A 16,420-nucleotide genomic window follows, 5' to 3' on the forward strand; every position below is an offset into this window, starting at 1 on the left:
TTTCGGTTGAATCAGCCACGCTTTGGCCGCTCCATGAAGGGTTTAGGTCTGTCAGCATTGAGCGATTTGCCACGGCCCGAAAGTGAGGGGTTTGTCATGAAATACCGGTGGGCGTTGAAAGGTTCCTCACCCGGTCCCGGAATGATGCGCTCATGGGTGCCATCGGGCAGAATGCGCCAGCTCTGCTGATTATCGCGCAGATTGGCGACCATGATCTGATCCAGCACCTGTTCATGCACGGTCGGTGTCAGCATGGGCGCAAGGATTTCAACACGCCGGTCGATGTTGCGCGGCATCATGTCGGCCGAACCGATGTAGACATGTGCCTGCGGCGACGGCAGGCCATGGCCATTGCCGAAGCAGAAGATACGGCTGTGTTCGAGGAACCGGCCGACGATGGACTTGGCGCGGATGTTCTCCGACAGGCCTGGAATGCCGGGCCTGAGGCAGCAGATGCCACGCACCACCAGATCGATCTGCACGCCAGCCTGGCTCGCCCGGTAGAGCGCATCGATGATGCCGGCGTCCACCAGTGAGTTCATCTTCATCCAGATCTGTGCCGGACGCCCTGCCCGCGCATGGGCAATCTCGGCTTCCGTCAGTTCCATGATACGCTTGCGCATGGTTACGGGAGAGACGGCGAGCCGCTTCAGTTCGGCAGGCTCGGCATAGCCGGTGATGTAGTTGAAGACGCGTGCCGCATCCTGACCGATTTCCGGATCATCGGTGAAATAGGACAGGTCCGTGTAAATGCGTGCCGTGATGGGGTGATAGTTACCCGTGCCGATGTGGACATAGGTCTTCAGCTCGCCATTTTCGCGGCGGACCACCATGGAAAGCTTGGCGTGGGTCTTCAGCTCGATGAAGCCGAACACCACCTGCACGCCCGCCCGTTCCAGATCGCGCGCCCAGCGGATATTGGCTTCCTCGTCAAACCGTGCCTTCAGCTCCACCAGCGCCGTCACAGACTTTCCTGCCTCGGCAGCTTCCGCTAGCGCCTTGACGATGGGCGAGTCCTTTGATGTGCGGTAGAGCGTCTGTTTGATCGCCACCACATCCGGGTCCTGCGCCGCCTGGCGCAGATACTGCACCACCACATCGAAGGATTCGTAAGGGTGGTGGACGATGATGTCCTTCTGCACGATGGAGGCAAGGCAGTCACCGCCATGTTCGCGGATCCGCTCAGGGAAGCGCGGCGTGTAGGGCGTGAACTTCAGATCGTCCCGGTCCATGGCAACCAGCTGGGACAGGTTGTCCAATGCCAGCAGGCCGTCCACCAGGAAGATCTCGTTATCAGTCACCCCAAGGGCATTGGCAACGAAGGCTCTGAGCGAAGCCGGGGCATTGGCGTCGATCTCCAGCCGGATCACCGAGCCGCGGCGGCGGCGCTTGAGGGCGGATTCAAACAGGCGGACCAGATCTTCCGCCTCTTCCTCGATTTCAAGATCGCTGTCACGGATGACACGGAAGGTGCCCTTGCCGCGAATCTCGTAGCCGGGGAACAGGCGGCTGATGAAGAGCCCGATCACCTTCTCGATGGTGATGTAACGCACCTCACCCTCGCCCTGCCCCAGATCCGGCAGGCGGACGAAGCGGTCGATATGGGCTGGCAGACGGATCAGGGCCGTCATGCCGCGTCCGCCCTTCACCGGCAGCAGCTCGAAAACCAGCGAGAAGCCGAGGTTGGGAATGAAGGGGAATGGATGCGCCGGATCGATCGCAAGTGGCGTCAGAACCGGGAAGATATGGGCAAGGAAATGCCCCTCGAGCCAGTCCTTTTCGCCCTCTGTCAGATCTGAGGCCAACAAGATCCGGATGCCGGCGCCGATCAGCTCTGACCGGATCTGCCGCCACAGGCGTTGCTGATCGCTCTGCAAACGCTGGCAGGCCGCTCCGATTTTTTCCAGCTGTTCGGCCGGTGTCAGGCCGTCGTCGGAGCGCAGGCTCACATCGGCGCGCAACTGCCCCCTGAGCCCAGCAACACGCACCATGAAAAATTCATCGAGATTGTTCGCCGAGATCGACAGGAAACGCAGGCGCTCCAGCAGCGGGTGATCCTTGTTGACGGATTCCTCGAGCACCCGGTGATTGAACTGCAGCCAGGAAAGCTCCCGGTTCATGAACCGGGCCGGCGACTGCATCATCTGCTCCACCGCGACAAGATCATTTCGGATCTGCGCGGTCCCTGCCTGTTGCACAGGTTGGGCGCCGTCCACTTGCTGTGCTGCCGGTGTCTCTTCCCTGTCAACCAAAGTGCTGCTCCCGTTTCAAATGACCTCAGGCCTTGCCAGCCTTCCGCTCCAGCACCTTACCCGCAAGACTGCGGGTGATACGGCTGCCTGCGGCTAGTGCTTCTGCGTCAAGCGCAGCCACCAGACGGCCGGCAACGCCCAGTGAGCGTTCCATGCGCACGACAAGATAGTCCACTACCCCTTGGTCGATGGCAACCTGCCGGTCGGCGAAGAGCTTCACAAGGACACAACGCAAAAGCCCATCGTCCGGCTCTAGAATTTCCACAGGTGTTGCAGCCCGCAGGCGCGAGACAAGATCCGGCAGCGTCAACGGCCAGCTGGAAGGCCATGTGCGGCTGGTGATGAGGAGGCTCGCCCCGCTTGCCGCGCCGCATTGATGAGATGGAACAACGCAGTCTCGTCGAAGCCCCGGTGAGCATCTTCAACGGCAACAGCCCCTGCCGCCACCAGATCTGCCACCTTTTCAGATGTGAGGTCACGGGCCTGGATCACCACAGCTCCCGACAGAGCCCGCCAGATCTCCACCAGATGCGTCTTGCCGCTCCCGACAGGTCCCGCCAGCACCGTGACCGGGGCTGGCCAGGCCGGCCAGGACTCAATCATCTCCAGCGCTGCATGATTTGCCTCGCCTTCCAGGAAGTCATCCCGGCTCAGGGCCTGCTCATGCGGCAGGATCAGGGGTAGCTGGCGCGGTGTGTCAGCCATGGTCTCTTGGACTTTGAACTCTACTCGTCAGATGCTCCGGTTTCTTCCGGAACGCCCGTCCCCTTGTACAGGGCACTGGCTAGGTACTGCCTCAGCGCGAAACGCGCAAGCACGCCCACCATAGCTGCAGCAGGAACGGCCACGAGCATACCAACAAATCCAAAGAGATATCCAAAGGCAAAGAGCGCAAACATCAGCCAGACCGGATGCAGCCCCACGCTTTCCCCACTAGCTTCGGCTGCAGGATGTTGCCTTCGAGAAACTGACCGACGGCAAAGACAGCCGCAGTGGCCGCAATCCAATGCCAATCGGGCCAGAACTGCACCAGCGCAACGGACATGGACGCGATGAAGCCAAGAGCCGCGCCAACAAAGGGAATGAAGCTGACAAGCCCCGCACCGATGCCGATCAGCAGCCCGAAGTTCAGCCCCAGCATGACCAGCGACACGGCGTAAAAGAGGCCCAGCAGCAGGCAGACGGACACCTGCCCGCGCACAAATCCTGCGACAGCGCTGTCCATCTCCCGGGCAAGCTCGCGGATGGTTTCCACGTGGTGGCGCGGCAGCCAGCTGTCGATGCGCTCCACCATGTGGTCCCAGTCGAGCAGCATGTAGAAGGCGACCACCGGCGTAACCACGAAGAGGGAGATGATGGACATCAGTGCCTGTCCGCCGCTCCAGACAGATTTGAGCACGCCGCCAATCCATGTTGCGGCCTTGCCCATGATGTCGCCAAGGGAGGACTGCAAGTCTTCCACCTTGAGACCGCTGAACTTGGTAATCCGGTCTCCCAGATTCTGGGTGAGAAGATCCTGAAGAGAGCGCACGAGGCCGGGCAGCTTTTCGACGAAACCAAGCATCTGGTTGCCCAGTACGGGCACCAGAAGCACCAGCACGACCACAAGCACGATGACGAACAGAAGGAGGATCATCAGCGTTGCGGAAAGCCGGCTGAAGCCCCGCCGTTCAAACCAGTCCGCTACCGGGTCCAGCAGATAAGCCAGCGCCATGCCAGCCACGAAGGGCAGCAGAACCGCGCTGAAAAGCATCATGAACAGGATGAAGGCAGCAAGAGACAGAAGCCAGAACTGGACCTGCCGGCGTAAGGTCATGAAGCAACTCCGTTCCGCACTGCAACACAGGAAATATGAGAGCGATAGGGACAGTTTCAAGCCGTTAGGTCAAGCAGGAACCTGAGGGGCGAACGGCTGCTGCGCGGGTCCGTCCACGGTTCATGAGGCTGCAAACGGCGGTTTTTCGTGATGTCTGCCCTCTCAGCCGTTGCAAGGCGGCGCAAAATCGGGCATTGCGCTGCCAAACCCGCAACCGGCACGGAGACTTGGCCCATGAGCGCGCAGGACAGCCAGGGGAAGAACGGCCTCACCTATTCCCAGTCAGGCGTTGATATTGACGCAGGCAACGCTCTGGTCAAGCGCATCGCGCCGCTGGTCAAGGCCACGGCACGCTCGGGCGCAGACAGCGCTATCGGCGGCTTTGGCGGCATCTTTGACCTCAAGGCAGCAGGCTTCTCCGATCCGCTTCTGGTTGCCGCCAATGACGGCGTCGGCACCAAGCTGAAGGTTGCCATCGACACGGGCTGCCATGACACGGTCGGCATCGATCTTGTTGCCATGTGCGTCAACGATCTGGTCGTTCAGGGCGCCGAGCCGCTGTTCTTCCTCGATTATTACGCAACCGGCGCGTTGGATGTGGATACGGCAACGGCCGTTGTCGGCGGCATCGCGGAAGGCTGCAAGATCGCGGGCTGTGCGCTGATCGGCGGCGAGACGGCGGAAATGCCGGGCATGTATGGCAAGGGCGACTATGACCTTGCCGGTTTCGCAGTTGGTGCCGTTGAGCGTGATGGCCTGCTGCCGCGCCCTGATGTGCAGGAAGGCGATGTACTTCTCGCCCTCGCCTCTTCCGGTGTGCATTCCAACGGCTATTCGCTCGTCCGCAAGATCGTTGAGGTCTCGGGCCTCACCTATGAGGATGCAGCCCCTTTGCCAAAGGCCGCAAGCTGGGCGAAGCTCTGATGACGCCGACGCGCATCTATGTGAAACCGCTGCTGGCCGCTCTCAAGGCCACCTCCGGCATCAAGGCGCTGGCCCACATCACCGGCGGCGGCCTGCCGGAGAACCTGCCGCGCGTGCTGCCGAAAGGCACAAACGCACGCATTGATCTGTCTGGCGTTTCCGTTCCGCCAGTATTCGGCTGGCTTGCTCGCACCGGCAACGTCGCCGAAAAGGAAATGCTGCGCACCTTCAACTGCGGCGCTGGCATGGTCCTCGTCGTTTCGGCTGACAGCGTGGAAGCCGTGAAGGCTGCCCTCGAAGCCGAAGGCGAGACCGTCGCCGTGATCGGCCGCATGGAAGAGGGCACCGCAGGCGAGAGCGAAGTGATCTTCGACAATCACCTCAGCATCTTCGCATGACCGTGAGCCGCAAGCGCACCGCTGTTCTCATCTCGGGCCGGGGCAGCAACATGCTGTCCCTGATCGAGGCCGCCAAGGACCCTGCCTATCCGGCGGAGATTGTTCTCGTGGTCTCGAACCGTCCCGATGCAGGTGGCATTGCACGTGCGGAGAGCTTCGGCATTCCCGCCAAGGTTCTGGATCACAAGGCCTTTGGCCGCGACAGGGAAGCCTTTGAGCGCGAGCTGGATGCCTTGCTTGTGGCAGACGGCATCGAACTGGTGGTGCTCGCTGGCTTCATGCGGCTGATGACACCTTGGTTCGTGGAACGCTGGAACGGGCGGATGATCAATATCCACCCTGCCCTGCTGCCATCCTTCAAGGGCCTTCACACCCACGAGCGCGCGCTGGAAGCAGGCGTGCGCCTGCATGGCGCGACGGTGCATTTCGTCTCGCCCGGCATGGATGAAGGCGCCATCATCGCGCAAGGCGCCGTGCCTGTGCTGTCCGGCGACACGCCAGAGGCGCTGGGCGCACGGGTCCTTACAGTCGAGCACCAGATCTATCCGCAAGCGCTGGCGCTGGTTGCCTCCGGTCAGGTGCAGCTGGAAGATGGCAAGGCCGTTTGCCGCGCTGCGGACGAGGATGCCGAAGGCCGCCTCATCGCGCCGCGCTGGTAGTCTTCACAACTCCAGCCCGCCCGTGTCGATGTCTGCCGCTTCCTCATAGGCCAGCGCAAATTCCAGAGCCTGACGGTCCGCCCTCGGCGGGCCGATGAGCTGCACGCCGGCCGGCAGGCCTCCAGCACCGAAACCTGCTGGAACGGCGGCCACGGGCAGGCCTGCCAGCGTCGGGCCAATGACCACTTCCATCCAGCGGTGATAGGTGTCCATCGTCCGCCCGGCGATTTCCCCGGCCAGGGCAGATTGACATCGAAGGGAAGCACCTGCGCCGAAGGCAGGACCAGAAAATCGTAAGTCTCGAACATCCGCCGCATCGCTGCATGCCAGCTGGTGCGCACCACGGAAGCGGCGTGGATGTCTGCGGCGCTCTTGCCGAGGGCCAGTTCAAACTCGTAATGCATCTGCGCATTGAGCTTCGCCCGGGCTTCAGGCTTGTCATAGAAGCTGCGCAGGCCATGGGCCACAGTGAAGCTGCGCAAGGTGAGCCAACAGTCCCAGAGCTTCGCAAAGTCGAAAGGTGGCGTCACCTCCTCGATCATGCAGCCCATGCCGGACAACACATCCAACGACTTGCGGCAGACCTCCAGCACGCCCGGCTCAAACGGCAGATACCCCCCAGATCCCCCAGCCACGCCACCTTACGGCCTGTGAGATTGGCAGCGCCCCTGAGCGTCAGATCTTCATCGGCCAGTGACAGCGGATCAATCGGATCATATCCGGCCTGTGTTTGCAGGAGCCGGGCCATGTCGGCAACCGAACGCCCCATGGGGCCGTTGATGCCAAGCTGACTGAAGAACAGATCCAGGCTCTTGCCGTTCGGCACCCGGCCGAAGCTGGGGCGGAAGCCGTAAACATTGTTGAAGCTGGCCGGATTGCGCAGCGATCCCATCATGTCCGAGCCATCGGCCACCGGCAGCAGCTTCGCCGCCAGTGCCGCAGCCGCGCCGCCGCTGGAGCCTCCGGCACTGCGGACCGGATCATACGGATTGCGTGTCGCCCCATGCACCGGGTTGCGGGTGTGCGAGCCCAGGCCGAACTCGGGCGTGTTGGTCTTGCCTATGAAGATGGCGCCCGCCGCCCGAACCCGCGCCACGTGGATGGAATCAGCCGGAGACACATAGCCCGGAAACAACGGCGAGCCCCAGGAGCACGGCAGCCCCTTCACCTCCGCCAGATCCTTCACCGCCTGCGGCATGCCGTGCATCCAGCCGCGCGAATGCCCATCGGCCAGCTCCCGGTCACAGGCCCTTGCTTCTTCGAGCAGATCCTTTGCAGGGCGCAGGTAGATAAGCGCATTGATCAGCGGATTGATCCGCCCGATCCGCTCTAGATAGGCCTCCATTACGGAGACACAGGAAACCTGCCGCTCGTGAATGGCGGCAGAAAGCTGGACGGCGGAAAGCGATGTAATGCCGGTCTGCATGATGGTTCGGCGGCTCCTGATCCTGTGCGCTCCTGCGCGGCACGGACAATCGTCCTCCATTCCGGCGGCATTTGTCGAGGCCATGATTGCGGCAAAAACTCCGGCCCACCAAAAGCGGCAGGATTTGGAATTTTTCAGGTCCAATCGCCATCAACCTCCAGATCGGCCATAGAAAAGAAACATCAGGAACAAGGCACGTAACGATTAACACGCAGCCTGATCCTCCAAATTTGCATTCTCTCCCTGACCCCTCTGCGGGACTCGCAGATCTTCAAGGGAAAAATACGAGATTTAGAAGCTGAATGCTTGGGATCTGCGGTGGAACAAACCACCTCTGGCCGCAAGCGGTAAGGTAAAGGCCATTCACATGATCAGTTCAACGGAGCCGATGGCGCGCGTCCGCCAGCATGTCGAGGAAGCACTGCTTGCAAAGGCCAGCGAAGACGCCGCCTTCCGCACCCTGCTCCTGAGCGATCCTCGCGCCGCGCTCAAGCAGCTGCTTGGCGTCGACCCGATCCCCTCACTCAAGATCTCGCGTCATTGAGGAACAGGCCGGCGAGGTCACCCTCGTGCTGCCCCGGGCGATTTCGCAGAACGATCTGCCGGAGGAATTGCCGGATGACCTTCTCGATTTCGCCTCAGGCGGCAATGCCAAGGAGTGCTGGTGGAAGTTCAACCAGTGGGCCTACAAGCAGGACTGGATGCCCTGAGAAAGCAATCTTCAAAGGAGAACACCATGACGTATACGACGGTTCCCATGGCATCGGTACGCGCACACATCGAGTCAGTGCTCGTCGAAAAAGCGGCCTCTGACGCAACCTTCCGCACTCTGTTGACAAGCAATCCGCACGCCGCTCTCCGCAAGCTGCTGGGCGTTGACGCGCTCCCTCGCTGAAGATCACCGTGATTGAAGAGCAGCCTGGCGAAATCACGCTCGTTCTGCCCCGGGCGATTGCGCAGGACGAGTTGCCGGACGAGCTGCTTGACTACGCCTCTGGCGGCGACGGCAAGCAATGCCTCCTCGGGCGGACAGAGCCTATGATCGGGCGCTTCACCTAGTCCAGAAACAGCAAGGCAAGAATCCGGCGAGAGCCACCTGCAGAAGAAACTGCCAGGGGAACGCCTGAGGCATTGCGCACGCAAACCGGCCCTGCAGCCCTGAACTTACTCCCTGCAAGGAAAAACACCATGCCGCACATGACAGATACCATGGCATCCGCCCGCGCCCACATCGAGGCTGCACTGCTCGAAAAGGCCATATCTGACGCCGCCTTCCGCGAGCTGCTGAAGAGCAATCCGCATGCCGCCCTACGCCAGCTGCTCGGCAATGATCCGATCCCGTCGCTGAAGATCACCGTGGTGGAAGAACAGGCCGGCGAAGTCACGCTCGTTCTGCCCCGCAAGATCGCACAGGACGAGCTGCCGGACGAACTGCTTGATTACGCCTCTGGCGGCAACGCGCAGGAATGCTGGAACCAGTTCAAGAACGACTGGCTTTTCGGCCGGTTCGACAAGAAGAAATAACCACTCATCACCTGACCAGAAAGGACATTCAAATGACGTCCATGACAGACGCCGTTGCCGGGGCCCGTGCGCACATCGAGGCCGCGCTCGTTGCCAGGGCAACCTCCGACACGGCCTTCCGCGAACTGCTGAAGAGCAACCCGCATGCCGCCATCCGCGAGATGTTCGGCAGTGACCCGATCCCTTCCATGAAGATCAGTGTCGTCGAGGAAGGAGCTGGCGAAGTGCTTCTCGTATTGCCGCGCTCCATCGCTGAAGACGAGCTGCCGGATGAGCTGCTCGATTACGCCTCCGGTGGCAGCCTCGATAAGTGCCTGCGTGACATCGGCTTCTTCACGCCGATCGAAGGCCGCGGCCTGTTCTGAGGATGACAATCATGAGCGAAATCATTGCCTATCCATTCGAGAAAGCCCGCGCTCTGCTGGAGGCCGAACTTCGAGCCAAGGCACAGTCAGACACAGCCTTCCGCGCTGCGCTTGTGAGCGATCCGCACGCAGCACTGGTGGATCTGCTCGGCACGGATCCGGTGCCCAGCCTTTCGATCCGCGTTCTGGAAGAGGCTGCCGGAGAGATCGTACTGGTTCTGCCGCGCCGCATCGAAGCGGATGAACTGCCGGACGAGCTGCTCGATTACGCTTCCGGCGGCGCCTACAAGGGCTGCAAGGGCGACGGCTGGACCCAGGACAAGCTGGGCCGCATCGGCTACGACCCATTCTGATCTACGCCTTTGCATGGAGGCCGGGAGTTCCCCGGCCTCTTTTTCAAGCAAGCTTACCCGGCCATATGGAGCCGGCTGTTGAACAGCGGTCCCTGACTCAGCTGCCTGAGGGCCTTTGCCCCGGCCAGCACGCCAAGATCCACCAGCGGCTCCAGAATGATCACGGTCATATAGGCCGCACCGAAGCTGGCCACGTCCGCCAGGTTCTCCGCAGAGAAGCCGTGGCCATAGATGGCCCAGAAGGCCACCCAGGCAACAATGCCGCCCTGATAGGCGGTCGAAAGCGCCAGCGCCTGCGAATACTTCAGATCCACATAAGGCGTCGACGGCGCAATGATTCGCTTTGCCAGCAGGCTGATGGCAAAGAGCGGCACCAGCAGCGTGGTGACATTCATGCCGTATTGCGGCAGATCGAAAGGCGCGAAAAACAGCCCTTGAATCAGCAGCCCAGCCGCAAGGCCGATAGCGGCAGCCCCTGCCCCGAAGAGCAGAAGCAGCGTTGAGCCGAGGATCAGATGCACCTCTGACACACCCACTGGGTGGTGCGGCAGCACCTCGAAGAAGCCGAAAACGAGCGCGGTCGTCATGACGCTGCGCAGGAGAAGCGGAATGGCACCGCCATTGGTCCGCAGGTCGTCTACGGTCAGTTTTGCTGCAAGCCCGAAAGCTGTTGCCGCGGTACCATAGCTCAGGATGATCTTTGCGCCTTCAACGACGCCTTCCTCGATATGCATGTTCATTCCTTTCTGCGCCCGCCGCGCATGGGACTGGATTGGGCTTTGCGCCCGGTCATGTGATGGACAGGTATCCTGGCTTACGGTTCACCGCTTCGCCTGCCTTCCCAGCCTTTTGGACCAGTGGCATCGGGGCGTCGCTCGCCGTTTACAGTTGCGGGGGCAGCCGGGGAATCAAGCCTTGCCTCCTGTGCAAGTCCTTCACCCCGTTCCCTGTTTTTTGCCGCAGCAGAGACCTTTCCTGCGCGGCCCATCAGCTGCACTGTAGCCCAGGCAGAAACAATGCCAAAGCACTTGTGCGCAAGTGCGAGGTTTCCACACACTGGCAAAAAGTATGACCCGGCGGCGGCAAAGCGCCGTGAAATCGCCCGCTTTGACAGATCATTTCACAAAGCCGTTATGCCGGAGTAGTTTAACCGTGCCTCACGGACGGCCATGTTCCAGCCAAAGACCTGTGTGTGACGCAGGTCACGGACCTTGATGGCAAGGTTGGGACATGGTTCCGGCGGTTTAGATTTCAGTTCTCAATCTGGAGCTTAAAATGCGATCCTTTCTGATGCGTGGTGTCAGTGTCTCCGTCATGGCCTTGGCGCTGACCCACGGTGCGCTGGCTTTCGAGGCAACCGGCAATGATGTCGCCGATGCCTTCCTGTCACGGGTAGAGGCCGGCGATGTAAAGGTCGTGTCGGTCGGTAATGTCTCCGAAGATGGGGATCAGGTCACCCTTGAGGACGTCACCCTCGAGGGCAAGACACCGGAAGATGGGAATGGCACCATTGGCATCGTCACCCTGACCAATGGTGAGGAGAAGTCTGACGGCACGATGAGCCTTGACGGCCTCTCCATTGAGGAAGCCGTGCTCAACGACAAGGACGGTTCTTCAGTTTCGATGGCATCCTTGACGCTGACCGGTGTCGTGCTTCCGCCTGCTGATGGATCCAAGTCCTTCGAGGAAACTGCGGACTACAGCACCATCGAAGCTGAAGGTATCAAGATCACCGAAGGTGATGTCACCAAGGCTACGCTGGACACGGTCTATGCCGCCATCAACAGCCGTGAAGGCAATCTGCCGACTTCGGGCGAGCTGAACCTGACGGGTATCTCTGTCGATGTTTCAGAAATGGATGCCAGCACCGAAAAGCAACTCACGGATCTTGGCTATGAGACCGTGAACGCCGAAGTTGCAGCAGAGTTCAAGTGGGACCCGGTCACCGGCGTGCTCGACCTGCCGAAGCTCGACATTACCGCTGCAGATATGGGCGGTGTCGCGCTGGCTGTGCAGATCGGCGGCCTGACCAAGGAAGTTGCTGAAAAGCTGGAGGCTGCCAAGGACAACAGCGAGGAGGCCATGGCCATCGTTCAGGGCCTGACCCTGAATTCCATGCGCCTGCGTTTTGACAACGGCTCCATCGTTGACCGTCTTCTGGACCAGCAGGCCAAGACTGCCGGTTCTGACCGCGCCGCAGTCGTAAGCCAACTCAAGACTGGTCTGCCGATGATGCTTGCCCTTCTTCAGAACCCGGAGTTCCAGACCAAGGTGGCGACGGCAGCTGGCGAGTTCCTTGACAACCCGGTTTCGTTGCAGGCTGACGCCAAGCCGTCTGCCCCTGTCTCCGTCGCACAGATCTTCGGAACGGCCGTCATGGCGCCGCAGGGCCTGCCGCAGATCCTTGGGATCGACGTCACGGCCAACAAGAAGTAATCAAAGGTTGAATTTTTTCACCTTGTCACCGGAACGATTGACAGGATGAAGGAATTGAAGACGAGCCAGCGCGGCGGTTGGAACACATTGCCGCGCTTTGCATTTTCAAAAGAGGAACCCAAGCCTTGTTGTCTAACAAGATCTTCAACCGCGTCAGCGCCCGCACCGCCACTGTGGTGCTGGTCATGTCCCTGCCCTCGCACGCTTTTGCCAACCAGGCCAGCGTGCTGGTGGACCGCTGGATGGCAGACTTCACCAGCATGGGTGCTTCCGTCGCCAGCTACGAGCGCGCCGAAGATGGCGCGACCGACAATGACGTCACGATCCATGGGGTCAAGATCGAATTCGCTATTCCGCTGCCCGGCGGCGAAGACAAGGTGGACGTGAAACTGGGCGTTGATGCCGTGTCTTTCGAGGGCCTGACCGAGACGGACAAGGGCTACGAGGCCGCGAAGATCTCCGTGCCGGGGAACGCCCGTGCAGACGTCGTGGTTCCCGGCAAGTACTTTGACACGACCTCTGTCGGCCAGACGAAGCTTGAGATCCCCGGACCGGAAGATGAGGCGGCGGACGCAGAGGGCGAGACTGACGGCTCCCAGGAAAGCGCCGAAGCCCCCGAATCCGCAGCGCCGGACGTAAAGCCCGTCGAACCGGTCAAGATCAGCCTCAGCCAGAATGGCTATGAAGCCGAAGGCATGGCCTGGAGCCGTATCCCCGATGTGCCGGAGGATCCGCAGCGGCCGGTTACGCGTTACTTCGACATCGCCCGCACGCTGCTGGACGGCAAGGGTGAGCGCTATCACATCGACACGATGACGCTGGAGATGACCGGTCCGGCCGGTATGAACCAGAAGACGGTGTATGAAGACTACACCATGACGGGTTACAAGGACTTCCGCATCGATGAGTATTCGGTCGGCAAGACTGTTCAGACCCAGGACTTCATGCCCCTCGAACCGGGCGGTGACATGTCGCAGATGACCATGACCATCGGCAAGCAGGTGGTCAAGGATGTCGACTTCATGCCGATTCTGTCGCTGATCGGCAAGGGATCGGACCCCACCCGCCTGGCCTTCTTCGGCAGTCAGGAGATCGAGGATATCACCGTCAATGTCGACAAGGTCGATGTGAAGATCGACAGTGTAACGGCAGGGGCCATGGGCATCACCAAGGCCGAAACGCTGGCTGTGTGGCCTTATGTTGATCAGGCTTTCCTCGACGAGAGCAGCGTCAACGAGGATGAGGCTGCCAAGGCAGCTTTGGATGCCGTGAAGGTGTTTACGGCCGAAGGCATGGCCGTGAACGGGGTCAACTTTGTCGGCCCGAAAGTGACCGGTGGCCTCGACAAGTTCGAGATCAAAGACATCAGCAGTGAAGGCCTCGGCCTCTTTGCCTTTGACGGCTTCAAGCTGGACACCGATCAGGGTGCTCAGTCCGTTTCGATGAGCTTCGGCCGCATCGCCATCGGCGATATCGACTTCCCGCTCATGGACGCGCTGATCCGCACCACGCAGCTGGGATCCCACGGGATGGATCCTTCCGTTCAGGACATCCTCGACGCCCGTCCGATCATCGGTCTGGCTGAAGTTCTGGATGTGTCTGTCAAGGCCGCTGCGCTTGGTGACGGCCCGATCGAGCTTGATACCTACCGCCAGACGGAAACGAACCACATCAACCGCATTCCGACCGAAGCTGGCCTCGTCATCAAGGGTCTGCGCTTCCCGGTGTCCATGGTTCCGGACGAGCAGTTCCAGGACCTCGCCAAGCGTCTCGGGATCACCGAAGTGGTCCTCGACCAGAATTTCGAGATGAACTGGGATGAATCCACGGGCGACCTGACCCTCCAGGACCTGAGCCTCGAAATGAAGGACGGCGGCAAGATCCACATGACCTTCACGATCGGCGGCATCCCGAAGGACATCTTCGAGAACCCGGAAATGGCACAGATGGCCCTGGCCACCGCCAACATCAAGTCCGGCCGCATTGAGGCTGAAAACCTTGCCGTCCTGTCTGCCTTCATCGGCTCGCAGGCTGATCAGTCTGGCCTCAGCCAGGAGGAACTGGCAGCCGGTCTCGTAGACACGATGACCCAGGACCTGGGCCCGCTCGCAGGCACGCGCTTTGGCGAAGAACTGGTGGAAGCTGCCCGCACCTTTGCCAAGGATCCGAAGAACCTCGTGATCGAAATGGCCCCGAAGGCACCGGTTCCGGTCACCCAGCTTCTCGGCGCTGGAGCCACTGCCCCGCAGACCATTCCGGATCTGCTCGGTGCAAGTGCCACGGCAGACTAAGCCTTGTTCCCGGTGGGGCTCACTCACCGGGAACTGATCATCACACAGCAAAAGAAACGCCGGGCAGATCCCTCTGCCCGGCGTTTCTGTTTTCCGGTCGTCCCATATCAGCTCTCTACGGAACAGTTTCCAGCACAGAAGCTGGTTTTACCCCTTCGCTGTGTCGCGGAACTGGAGATCGTAAAGCCGCCGGTAGACGCCGTCATGGGCCAGAAGCGCGTCGTGCGTTCCGGTTTCCACCACGCGGCCCCGGTCGAACACGGCGATGCAATCCGCATCGCGCACGGTGGAGAGGCGATGAGCAATGACGAGCGTGGTGCGCCCCTTCATAAGCCGCTTCAGCGCACCCTGCACCTTGGCTTCCGACTCAGCATCCAGCGCAGAGGTTGCCTCGTCCAGCAGAAGAATGGGAGCGTTGCGCAACATGGCGCGGGCAATGGCAATGCGCTGGCGCTGGCCGCCGGAGAGCCGTCCTCCGCCCTCACCCACCAGCGTGTCATAGCCCTGTTCCATCGCTTCAACGAACTCATGTGCGTTGGCATCCACCGCCGCACGGATGATATCCGCGTCTCCGGCACCGGGGCGGCCAAGGGCGATGTTGTCGCGGATGGAAAGATCGAAAAGGAAGGTGTCCTGAGTCACCAGCGCAATCTGGTCACGCAGAGAGGCCAGCGTCACCTGCCGGATATCCTGACCGTCGATGAGAATCCGGCCCGTCTGAATGTCGTAGAACCGTTCCAGCAGCGCGAAGGTGGTGGACTTGCCGGCCCCTGACGAGCCAACCAGCGCCGTCACCTTGCCAGCCTCCGCCACCAGATCGAGCCCGGTCAGAACAGGTTTGTCACCATAGGTGAAATGCACGCCCTCGAAGCGGACTTCGCCCCCGGCGGTCTTTAGATCAACGGCGTCCGGCGTGTCCTCGAAGGCAGGCGGACGGTCCAGCATCTCGAACATCAGGCGCACGCCGACAAGATTGGAGCTGAGGTTCACATGCAGCCGCGCCAGACGCTTCACCGGTTCATAGGCGAGCAGCAGCGCGGTGATGAAGGAGAAGAAGCCGCCAGGATCCTTGCCCTGCTCGATGACGCTGAAACCGCCATAGAGAATGACCAGCGCAATCGCAAAGCCGCCGAGCGTCTCCATCAGCGGCGAGGTGCGGGCCGTCAGCGCGGCAATGCGATTGGCGCGGCGCTCCACGTCGGTAATGGCCTTGTCCATCTCCGCGCGCATCCGGTCCTCGACACGGAAGGCCTTGACCACGCGCACGCCAATGGCGGTCTCCTGCACGGCGGAGACGATCTTTGTGGTGGAGACGAACTGGGATTTGGCGTGCTTGCGCACCCGGCGCACCAGCAGCGACACACCGAAAACGGCAGGCGGCATGATCAGAAGCGCAATGGCGCTGAGGCCGGGGTCCTGAATGACCATGACAGCGACCAGCCCCACAACGCTCAACAGATCGCGGCCAAGCGACAGAACCACCATGTCCAGCACGCTGCGGGCGGCCTGCGCATTGTGCGAGAGCCGCGTCGCCAGGTCACCCAGAGGCGTGCGGTCGAAGAAGGCCATGTCCTGACGAGTGATGGTGCGGAACAGACGGCGCTGGCAATCGGCAACAATGGCATTGCCAATCCGGCTCATCGTTACCTGCTGGCCGTAGGTCGAAATGCCTTTCACGGCGAAGATCGTCATGACCGTAAAGGCAATCAGCCGGACCATCGCCTGATCGCGGTTGACGAAAACCTCGTTGATCACGTCACGCATGATCCAGGCGCTGGCGGCAGTCGAGCCGGCCACAAGCCCCATGAACAGGAAGGACAGAAGATAGCCCGGCACATGGGCGCGGGCATTTTCGGAGACGAGACGCCGGATCACGGCATAGGTGCCGTCCGGGTCCTGAAACCAGGTCTTGACGCTCACGTTTCACGCCTCTGGTCTGCGGCGGCAGGCGGACAGGCGCCGTGATCACCGCCAGA

General features: G+C 61.1%; 14 protein-coding genes, 3 pseudogenes and 1 riboswitch. Of the genes and pseudogenes, 10 read left to right on the forward strand and 7 right to left on the reverse strand.

Annotated elements, in window-relative coordinates; all coding sequences use genetic code 11:
* Window positions 1-11: 11 nt before the first annotated feature.
* The 3 genes and pseudogenes from ACQB61_RS08595 to ACQB61_RS08605 form a co-directional block, all read right to left on the reverse strand.
* The gene (locus ACQB61_RS08595) at window positions 12-2,144 is read right to left on the reverse strand and encodes an RNA degradosome polyphosphate kinase (RefSeq protein WP_430512292.1); all 2,133 of its coding nucleotides are present in this window, start codon (window positions 2,142-2,144) and stop codon (window positions 12-14) included.
* Between the two features lie 133 nt (window positions 2,145-2,277).
* Window positions 2,278-2,957 (reverse strand): annotated as a pseudogene (locus ACQB61_RS08600) (hypothetical protein).
* Between the two features lie 20 nt (window positions 2,958-2,977).
* A pseudogene (locus tag ACQB61_RS08605) lies at window positions 2,978-4,068 on the reverse strand (AI-2E family transporter).
* Between the two features lie 234 nt (window positions 4,069-4,302).
* Here ACQB61_RS08605 and purM point away from each other — a divergent pair.
* Window positions 4,303-5,390 (forward strand): annotated as a pseudogene (gene purM / locus ACQB61_RS08610) (phosphoribosylformylglycinamidine cyclo-ligase).
* On the forward strand, window positions 5,387-6,049 hold the full coding sequence (purN, locus tag ACQB61_RS08615; RefSeq protein ID WP_430512293.1) for a phosphoribosylglycinamide formyltransferase: 663 nt from the start codon (window positions 5,387-5,389) through the stop codon (window positions 6,047-6,049). Before purM ends, purN begins: the two are co-directional and overlap by 4 nt.
* Before the next feature lie 3 nt (window positions 6,050-6,052).
* On the opposite strand, the gene ACQB61_RS08620 is transcribed toward purN, so the two are convergent.
* A complete protein-coding gene (locus tag ACQB61_RS08620) occupies window positions 6,053-6,262 on the reverse strand; it encodes an amidase family protein (protein ID WP_430512294.1) in 210 nt (69 codons plus the stop codon).
* 325 nt (window positions 6,263-6,587) lie between these two features.
* Window positions 6,588-7,475 carry an amidase family protein gene (locus ACQB61_RS08625; protein ID WP_430512295.1) on the reverse strand — a complete coding sequence of 296 codons (888 nt, stop codon included), beginning with the start codon at window positions 7,473-7,475 and terminating at the stop codon, window positions 6,588-6,590.
* 367 nt (window positions 7,476-7,842) lie between these two features.
* Between ACQB61_RS08625 and ACQB61_RS08630 the strand changes: the two genes are divergently transcribed.
* From ACQB61_RS08630 to ACQB61_RS08655, 6 genes are all read left to right on the forward strand, one after another.
* Window positions 7,843-8,019, forward strand: a complete 177-nt coding sequence (locus tag ACQB61_RS08630; RefSeq protein WP_430512296.1) for a hypothetical protein — start codon at window positions 7,843-7,845, stop codon at window positions 8,017-8,019.
* A gap of 25 nt (window positions 8,020-8,044) precedes the next feature.
* Window positions 8,045-8,185, forward strand: a complete 141-nt coding sequence (locus ACQB61_RS08635; RefSeq protein ID WP_430512297.1) for a hypothetical protein — start codon at window positions 8,045-8,047, stop codon at window positions 8,183-8,185.
* Window positions 8,186-8,378: 193 nt separating this feature from the next.
* Window positions 8,379-8,534: a hypothetical protein gene (locus tag ACQB61_RS08640; protein WP_430512298.1), complete on the forward strand. Its 156-nt coding sequence runs from the start codon at window positions 8,379-8,381 to the stop codon at window positions 8,532-8,534.
* A 129-nt stretch (window positions 8,535-8,663) separates the two neighbouring features.
* Complete coding sequence (locus ACQB61_RS08645) at window positions 8,664-8,999, forward strand: NHLP leader peptide family natural product precursor (RefSeq protein ID WP_430512299.1); 336 nt, start codon at window positions 8,664-8,666, stop codon at window positions 8,997-8,999.
* 32 nt (window positions 9,000-9,031) lie between these two features.
* Window positions 9,032-9,364 carry an NHLP leader peptide family natural product precursor gene (locus tag ACQB61_RS08650; RefSeq protein WP_430512300.1) on the forward strand — a complete coding sequence of 111 codons (333 nt, stop codon included), beginning with the start codon at window positions 9,032-9,034 and terminating at the stop codon, window positions 9,362-9,364.
* A gap of 11 nt (window positions 9,365-9,375) precedes the next feature.
* On the forward strand, window positions 9,376-9,717 hold the full coding sequence (locus ACQB61_RS08655) for an NHLP leader peptide family natural product precursor (protein WP_430512301.1): 342 nt from the start codon (window positions 9,376-9,378) through the stop codon (window positions 9,715-9,717).
* 53 nt (window positions 9,718-9,770) lie between these two features.
* Here the strand turns inward: ACQB61_RS08655 and ACQB61_RS08660 are convergent, their stop codons facing one another.
* Window positions 9,771-10,451, reverse strand: a complete 681-nt coding sequence (locus ACQB61_RS08660) for an energy-coupling factor ABC transporter permease (RefSeq protein ID WP_430514329.1) — start codon at window positions 10,449-10,451, stop codon at window positions 9,771-9,773.
* A 48-nt stretch (window positions 10,452-10,499) separates the two neighbouring features.
* A riboswitch (cobalamin riboswitch) is annotated at window positions 10,500-10,720 on the reverse strand.
* A gap of 272 nt (window positions 10,721-10,992) precedes the next feature.
* Between ACQB61_RS08660 and ACQB61_RS08665 the strand changes: the two genes are divergently transcribed.
* Window positions 10,993-12,153 (forward strand): hypothetical protein, encoded by a 1,161-nt coding sequence (locus ACQB61_RS08665; RefSeq protein WP_430512302.1) that lies wholly within the window; start codon window positions 10,993-10,995, stop codon window positions 12,151-12,153.
* Between the two features lie 128 nt (window positions 12,154-12,281).
* Window positions 12,282-14,444, forward strand: coding sequence for a hypothetical protein (locus tag ACQB61_RS08670; protein ID WP_430512303.1), 2,163 nt, complete (start codon window positions 12,282-12,284; stop codon window positions 14,442-14,444).
* A gap of 147 nt (window positions 14,445-14,591) precedes the next feature.
* Here ACQB61_RS08670 and ACQB61_RS08675 read toward each other — a convergent pair whose 3' ends face one another.
* On the reverse strand, window positions 14,592-16,364 hold the full coding sequence (locus tag ACQB61_RS08675; RefSeq protein ID WP_430512304.1) for an ABC transporter ATP-binding protein: 1,773 nt from the start codon (window positions 16,362-16,364) through the stop codon (window positions 14,592-14,594).
* Window positions 16,365-16,420: the final 56 nt, after the last annotated feature.

It is taken from the genome of Pannonibacter phragmitetus, from assembly GCF_050510895.1.
GTDB lineage: Bacteria > Pseudomonadota > Alphaproteobacteria > Rhizobiales > Stappiaceae > Pannonibacter > Pannonibacter phragmitetus_B.